Origin of the sequence: Catenibacillus scindens, from assembly GCF_014202115.1 — a bacterium.
Taxonomy (GTDB): Bacteria; Bacillota; Clostridia; order Lachnospirales; family Lachnospiraceae; genus Catenibacillus; species Catenibacillus scindens.
Map to the genome: position 1 here is coordinate 234,479 of NZ_JACHFW010000005.1, position 6,000 is coordinate 240,478.

The following is a 6,000-nucleotide window of genomic DNA, read 5'->3' on the forward strand; positions in this document are numbered from 1 at the left end:
AAAAAGTCCTGTGATCTGATATATTTCCAGAACACCGGACTTTTCCTTTTGCTAATAGTCAAATTATTACTGTTCCGCCGCCTTATTGATACATGTGACGGCATTTAAACTGCGGGGATAACCGATATATGGCAGGCACTGGGACACTACGCGGATAAGAAAATCCCTGTCATTGCCCAGATTCATATTCCCTTTGGCGTGAGCCGTCAACTGAGGCTCACATCCGCCCTGGGCGGCCAGATAACAAAAAGTGATCATCTCACGCTGGGCCAGAGTAAGGCCAGTACGGGTGTAATAATCCCCAAAACAGTTAGCCGCAAGCCACCGGTTAATATGGCCGTTTTTCCACGCCTCTAGCATCTGATCCCCAAAAATCTCAGCCTGAGCCGCAGCGCCCTTCTCCAGGCGATTCTCCATAGTGGTTGTCGCCTGTCCCGGCAGGGGAAGTGCAATTCCCTGATGCTTAAAAATTTCATTGGCCGCTTTTAAAAACGGATATACCCGTCCGATACCCAGATAATCCACCGCCTGGTAAATGATCTCCTTTGCCATCACCGGCGTTACCCCGGCGTCCAGCGCCGCAGGAAGTTCCTCCTTAAAAGCGTCTATGCCCTGACAGCCAAGAAGAGTCGCCAAAATAGCCATATGCCGGGTTGTGTCATCCAACTGCTGGCCTTTCTCGTTGACAACCTCATCATAAGCAAAATGTTCAAAACGTTCCATAAACTCCGGGTCTGTCTCATGCAGATTCATATAGATTCCTCCTTTAACACACCGTCTTGCACCGGCGCGGTTTACTGTTCTTCTATCTTTTTCCGTATCTTATGGCGCAGATAGTCCAGCCGGTCCAGTTGCTTTTCGCGAAAATGAATTTCATCCAGAGCAGCGGTTCTCTTTTGATCCAGCATGGATAGAAGTTTATAATCTCTGCCTTGGCCATCTTCCACGAGCCGCATATACGTCTCCACTTCCCCTGTGGAAAATCCCACATCGTGAAGGGTCATGATCAGGCTCAGTTTTTCCAGGTCTGAATCGTCATACTGCCACGTCCCCATGACTTTTTTTACTGCCGGACATAATCCCAGTTTTTCATATTCTTTTAAAATATCTAAGGGAACCCCATAGCGTCGGCTGGCTTCATCTATGGTCATACTGCATCGCTGCCTTTCACATCCGAATTGAATAGAGCGCTCCTCTTCCTATGCCCGGCCTCCAGCCAGACGTTCATAATAAAAGGAGGCGTTCTTCTGAACACCTCCATTGTAAAACGCCAGACGGTCTGTGTCTAATACTTATAAAGAATTTTTGATAATGCTCAAAATGTATAGTGGTAAAACAGCTACATTGTATTTCTTATATAATCAATAAACGCCGCAGCCGCCTTTGAAAAAATCTGGTTCTTTTTCCAGGCCACAACAGATCCCGTCTCAAGCTCCGGAAAGAGCGGGATAAATTTAAGATTGTCGTAAGAAATATCCAGAGAAAAGCACATGGCGGCCCCAAGGCCATTTTTCACCATATTGGCCGCGTTTAAAATCAGATTAAAAGTAGAGGCAATCTCCACTTTCTCGTAAATATCCCCAAACCAATTGGCCAGCTCATTTTGGACCAGCGCTCTTTGTCCAATGAGCAGAGGCACATTTTTCAGATCCTGAGCTGTGACACGATCCTTCCCTGCCAGAGGGGAATCCCCGCGAACCAGAACGCCCCAGCGCTCCTTTACCGGAAGACGGATAAATTCATACCTGCCAATATCTACCGGTTCCATAAAAAGGCCGATGTCAACGATCCCTTTTTCGATCCGCTCCTTAATATCATCGGCAATGGCGCTGTACACAGAAAAATGAACCATAGGATGAATCTGCCGAAAGTCGGCCATCTTTCGGGATAAAAATGTCATATTCCGGGTTTCGCCGCATCCAACAGCGATCTCGCCGTTTAAAGGTTCTTCATCCCTGGAAAATTCCTGAGCCGTCTTGTCCACCAGATCAATAATTTCCTGAGCCCTGCGTTTAAGAAGCATACCATCATCGGTCAGGACGATATGATACTTGCCCCTTGAAAAAAGCTTAACCCCAAGCTCCTCCTCAAGCTGCATCATCTGCCTGGACAGAGTGGGCTGGGTGACGTGGAGAAGGTTCGCCGCTTTTGTTATATTTTCTTCCCTGGCTACCATTAAAAAATACTTTAATACACGCAGTTCCATAAGTTGTCCTTTTTCCTCCTTACAAAACTATTGTATCACAAAGTCTCCCCTCATGTCAGCCCTTACAAATCCGTCTTCATAAACATCTGATACTCTATTCCGTCAATTGTCTTGCCTGCGCCAGCCTTTTTATCTTGACAATTTCCCGGCCTTTTCATAAAATAGCCCAAGGAGGCGATTTTATTGAGTCATACACAGGATAATCCGTCCATACATACCCATAAGAAGGAGATAGGACATGAACATCACCACACCCACGAACATACACAGACACGGGCCGTTATCAATCGCCTGTCCAGAGCCATCGGTCATCTGGAATCGGTAAAGCGCATGGTGGAAAACGGCCAGGACTGTTCTGAAGTCCTCATACAGCTTGCTGCAGTCCGCTCTGCTCTCACAAACACGGGAAAAATCATCCTCCAGGATCATATTGAACACTGCATTGTGGATGCCATTGAGAGCGATGACCCTGTACCTATGAAACAGTTAAAAAAAGCTATTGAACAGTTTATTAAGTGATTTATAGTCCACTACACAACAGCCGGGAACCTCAGACATCCTTGTCTGAAGATCCCCGGCTGATTTTATTACTGTTCACGGAGCAAACAACCACCTGATTTTCTGAAAATTCAAGACTCGCTCGCGAGTCTTGGCGCGGGATTCGGGTCGGCTTTAGCCGGCGTAATTCCTGTCGAATCCCTGCGCATCCTCGCGGAGCGTATATCAGACCAGAAGTTCCTTTGTCACGCGTTCAAGTTCCTGACGGATGGCAATATGCTGCGGACATACTTCCTCACATTTACCGCATTTAATGCACTCACTTGCCTGCTTTTTGCCGTGGCCTCCTACAAGCCATCCTTCCTGTCCGGCGGCAGATTCCTTATTGCCATAGAGGGTAAAGAGGTTCATAGCTGTGAAGGAACCGGAAATGCCGATATTATTTGGACAGACTTTCGCGCAGTAATTACATGTAGTACATGGGATGAGAGGAATTTTATTCAGTGCCTCCTGGGCCTTGTGTAGGGTTTCACTCTCCGCCTCAGAGATGGATGTAAAATCTTTCATGTAGGACAGATTGTCTTCCATCTGCTCCACACTGCTCATCCCGGAAAGCACTGTGATCACTCCGGGGAGCTGAGCCGCGAAGCGAATCGCCCAGGATGCGTTGGACGCGTCAGGGTTGGCCGCCTTAAAAATGTCCTCCACCGGTTTTGGCGGAGTTGCCAGCATACCGCCTTTCACAGGCTCCATAATAACGACAGGTTTATTGTACTTTCTTGCCATCTCATAGCACTCTCTGGAACGGATGGCCGGATTATCCCAGTCGGCGTAGTTGATCTGAAGCTGAACAAACTCCATCTCCGGGTGAGCTTTTAAGATTTCCTCCAGTTCCTCCGGTGTGGAATGAAAAGAAAATCCGATATGTTTTAAGATACCCTCAGCCTTTTTCTCCTTAACAAAATCCCACATATTAAAATCATCAAAATATTTTGTGCGATGTTCCCCAAGGTTATGGAGCAGATAAAAATCAAAATATCCGGCACCGGTCTGCTTTAATGAAGTGTCAAGCTGTGCCTGAGCTTCTTCTTTTGTCTTGCAGTTGATCCAGGCCGCATTTTTAGTCGCAAGCTGGAAGCTTTCTCTTGGATAGCGCTCTACAAGAGCCTGACGGATGGCGTCCTCGCTGCCGGCATAGGCCCATGCCGTGTCAAAATATGTAAAACCGGCATCCATAAAAAGGTCGACCATTTTTTTTGTCTGCTCAACATCAATAGCGCCGTCTTTCTGAGGAAGGCGCATCAGGCCAAAACCAAGTTTTTTAATATTTTCTCCAAGTTCTGCCACAAAATATCACTCCTTTTATTTTTTTGCTGGTATATATATCCCAGTCTATAACAATTAGTATACACCCATAACTCAAGAAGCCGTCAAGAGTTTTTTGAAGCCCTCATCGAAGCTGCTTTAATGTATCCAAAAGCTCCAGATCCTCGGCACTGACACGGATATTGGAACACATCCTGCGTCCATCCGGGCCTGTAACACTGATCTCAATGACGCTCCCTTCAGAAATCCCTTCTTTGGAAGCGGCTTCCAGAAACATAGAAAATTTGGGATGTCGCTGAGTAAATTCATCTCTCAGACGCTTCATCTCCATTAAGCGTTTTGGATTGATCATGAAATATATCCTCCTTCAAAAGCATCTTTATTCTTTTTAAAAAAATCGTAATAGACCTTCACATTTTCCAACTCTGTCCACTGCTTCACATCCACTGTCTCCTCATCCATATCGTAGATTTTCGCCCCGCGGATAGCAAGGAGGAATGGAGAATGGGTTGCTATGATCATCTGGCAGTGAAAAAAGCGGGCGGAGTCTTCCAAAAACTTTGCCAGTTCCTGCTGTTTGACCGCAGACAAGCTATTTTCCGGCTCATCCAGCATGTAAAGACAATTTTCCTGAATATTTTCTGAGAAATAGATAAAAGCGCTTTCTCCGTTGGAGTACTCCCTGATATTGCCCATAAGGTTCTCCCGCACAAAGCGGGACTGAGTATGACTTCTTGCCATATTAACTTTTTTCAGCGCCTCATAGTCTTTAAGAGAGCGCATTTGAAAATGGGCGTATTTGGCATCCAAATAATCTTCAAATAGTTCTTCCCGCCTGCGGTCAATGCCATCATTTAGCGACCTTAAATTCAGCATAAAGTCAAAGACATCATCGCTGGTGATCATACGGCTCTCTTTTGGGATCGGCTTATCACACCTATAGCTGCACAGCTTTATATAATCTCCAAAAAAGCTGGAACGGTTATAGGGGGTATCCCGCTTTAATCCCAAAGTCTCCGCCATAATATTAAGGGCGGTACTTTTCCCTGACCCGTTTCCTCCATATAAAATAGTCACTGGCTCAAAATCCAGCATAGATAAATGATTTCGCCAATCTCAAAATTAATGACGCGACAACTAACATAGTATAATACGATAGTAACACAGCGAGATCTTTCTGACAAGATTTTTGCCTTTGCCTTGTTTTTTTCCTAAATTTCATATAGACTTTTATCATGGGGACATAAAGGAGGAGTTTACATGAACATAAGCTATGATATCTTATCGGTAAATACAACGGTTTCACGGGAATATTCCAGCCGAAGCATTGCCTTCTGGATTATTTTATCCGGTACAGGACATCTGGTATCCGACAGCGGTAAAAGCTTTGAGATAAAGCCGCTGGATTTTTCTTTTAGCTTCCATCAGTTTTGATGACGATGATATTTCTTTGATGCGTCTTAACAATTCAGCCATCAGGTATGACGCGAACTGAACCATTACGACGTTTATTATAGGGAGTTTTTATGCAGTAAACCATAATTTTACAGGCATCCTTCGGGGAGGAAAAAAGCCTGTTTTTTTATTTTTTAGGGTTTTTATGAACGTTTTTGTCAGAAGTTTTCATCGTTTTTTCTGGCATTCCCTCTACAGCATAGAGGCCGGAACTGATCCAATAGCAGCCCAGTTGGTTATCGCTCAAAGCGCCTTACGACAAAAAGCGATATAACACTATCTGTTATATCGCTCAACATGTTCCATATTATTACAAACAATTTTATATGTACCTTCAAAACTGCACATTCAGATACTTTCCATCAATCCCACAAACTTTTGAAATTACCTCAGCAGAAGTTCTTCTCGCCTTCGCTAAGGTCTCAGGTCAAGCCCTCGACCGATTAGTAACAGTCAGCTCCACATATTACTATGCTTCCACCTCTGCCCTATCTACCTCGTCGTCTTCAAGGGGT

8 protein-coding genes and 1 rRNA gene are annotated in these 6,000 nt (G+C 45.0%); 2 read left to right on the top strand and 7 right to left on the bottom strand.

The window, feature by feature from the left end; translation table 11 throughout:
• Positions 1 to 66 precede the first annotated feature (66 nt).
• The 3 genes from HNP82_RS08535 to HNP82_RS08545 form a co-directional block, all read right to left on the bottom strand.
• A complete protein-coding gene (locus HNP82_RS08535) occupies positions 67 to 753 on the bottom strand; it encodes a carboxymuconolactone decarboxylase family protein (RefSeq protein ID WP_183773312.1) in 687 nt (228 codons plus the stop codon).
• A gap of 41 nt (positions 754 to 794) precedes the next feature.
• Positions 795 to 1,151: a MerR family transcriptional regulator gene (locus tag HNP82_RS08540; RefSeq protein WP_183773314.1), complete on the bottom strand. Its 357-nt coding sequence runs from the start codon at positions 1,149 to 1,151 to the stop codon at positions 795 to 797.
• A gap of 188 nt (positions 1,152 to 1,339) precedes the next feature.
• Positions 1,340 to 2,206 carry a LysR family transcriptional regulator gene (locus HNP82_RS08545; protein ID WP_183773316.1) on the bottom strand — a complete coding sequence of 289 codons (867 nt, stop codon included), beginning with the start codon at positions 2,204 to 2,206 and terminating at the stop codon, positions 1,340 to 1,342.
• Between the two features lie 183 nt (positions 2,207 to 2,389).
• Between HNP82_RS08545 and HNP82_RS08550 the strand changes: the two genes are divergently transcribed.
• Positions 2,390 to 2,725, top strand: a complete 336-nt coding sequence (locus HNP82_RS08550) for a metal-sensing transcriptional repressor (RefSeq protein WP_207720585.1) — start codon at positions 2,390 to 2,392, stop codon at positions 2,723 to 2,725.
• Between the two features lie 204 nt (positions 2,726 to 2,929).
• Here the strand turns inward: HNP82_RS08550 and HNP82_RS08555 are convergent, their stop codons facing one another.
• The 3 genes from HNP82_RS08555 to HNP82_RS08565 all read right to left on the bottom strand — a co-directional run bounded on the left by HNP82_RS08555 (position 2,930) and on the right by HNP82_RS08565 (position 5,125).
• Positions 2,930 to 4,051, bottom strand: coding sequence for an aldo/keto reductase (locus HNP82_RS08555; protein WP_183773318.1), 1,122 nt, complete (start codon positions 4,049 to 4,051; stop codon positions 2,930 to 2,932).
• 103 nt (positions 4,052 to 4,154) lie between these two features.
• Positions 4,155 to 4,382, bottom strand: coding sequence for a hypothetical protein (locus HNP82_RS08560; RefSeq protein ID WP_183773320.1), 228 nt, complete (start codon positions 4,380 to 4,382; stop codon positions 4,155 to 4,157).
• Positions 4,379 to 5,125, bottom strand: coding sequence for an AAA family ATPase (locus HNP82_RS08565; protein ID WP_183773322.1), 747 nt, complete (start codon positions 5,123 to 5,125; stop codon positions 4,379 to 4,381). The genes HNP82_RS08560 and HNP82_RS08565 overlap by 4 nt, the downstream gene beginning before the upstream one ends.
• A 165-nt stretch (positions 5,126 to 5,290) precedes the next feature.
• Here HNP82_RS08565 and HNP82_RS08570 point away from each other — a divergent pair, with 165 nt between their 5' ends.
• Complete coding sequence (locus tag HNP82_RS08570; protein ID WP_183773324.1) at positions 5,291 to 5,464, top strand: hypothetical protein; 174 nt, start codon at positions 5,291 to 5,293, stop codon at positions 5,462 to 5,464.
• A gap of 444 nt (positions 5,465 to 5,908) precedes the next feature.
• On the opposite strand, the gene HNP82_RS08575 is transcribed toward HNP82_RS08570, so the two are convergent.
• Positions 5,909 to 6,000, bottom strand: a 23S ribosomal RNA gene (locus HNP82_RS08575); the annotation flags it as partial.

What these genes read in the sequence shown, in the direction of transcription:
- HNP82_RS08545 (WP_183773316.1), bottom strand. Translation starts at nt 2,206, where the DNA reads ATGGAACTGCGTGTATTAAAGTATTTTTTAATGGTAGCCAGGGAAGAA.
- HNP82_RS08560 (WP_183773320.1), bottom strand. Translation starts at nt 4,382, where the DNA reads ATGATCAATCCAAAACGCTTAATGGAGATGAAGCGTCTGAGAGATGAA.
- HNP82_RS08535 (WP_183773312.1), bottom strand. Translation starts at nt 753, where the DNA reads ATGAATCTGCATGAGACAGACCCGGAGTTTATGGAACGTTTTGAACAT.
- HNP82_RS08540 (WP_183773314.1), bottom strand. Translation starts at nt 1,151, where the DNA reads ATGACCATAGATGAAGCCAGCCGACGCTATGGGGTTCCCTTAGATATT.
- HNP82_RS08565 (WP_183773322.1), bottom strand. Translation starts at nt 5,125, where the DNA reads ATGCTGGATTTTGAGCCAGTGACTATTTTATATGGAGGAAACGGGTCA.
- HNP82_RS08570 (WP_183773324.1), top strand. Translation starts at nt 5,291, where the DNA reads ATGAACATAAGCTATGATATCTTATCGGTAAATACAACGGTTTCACGG.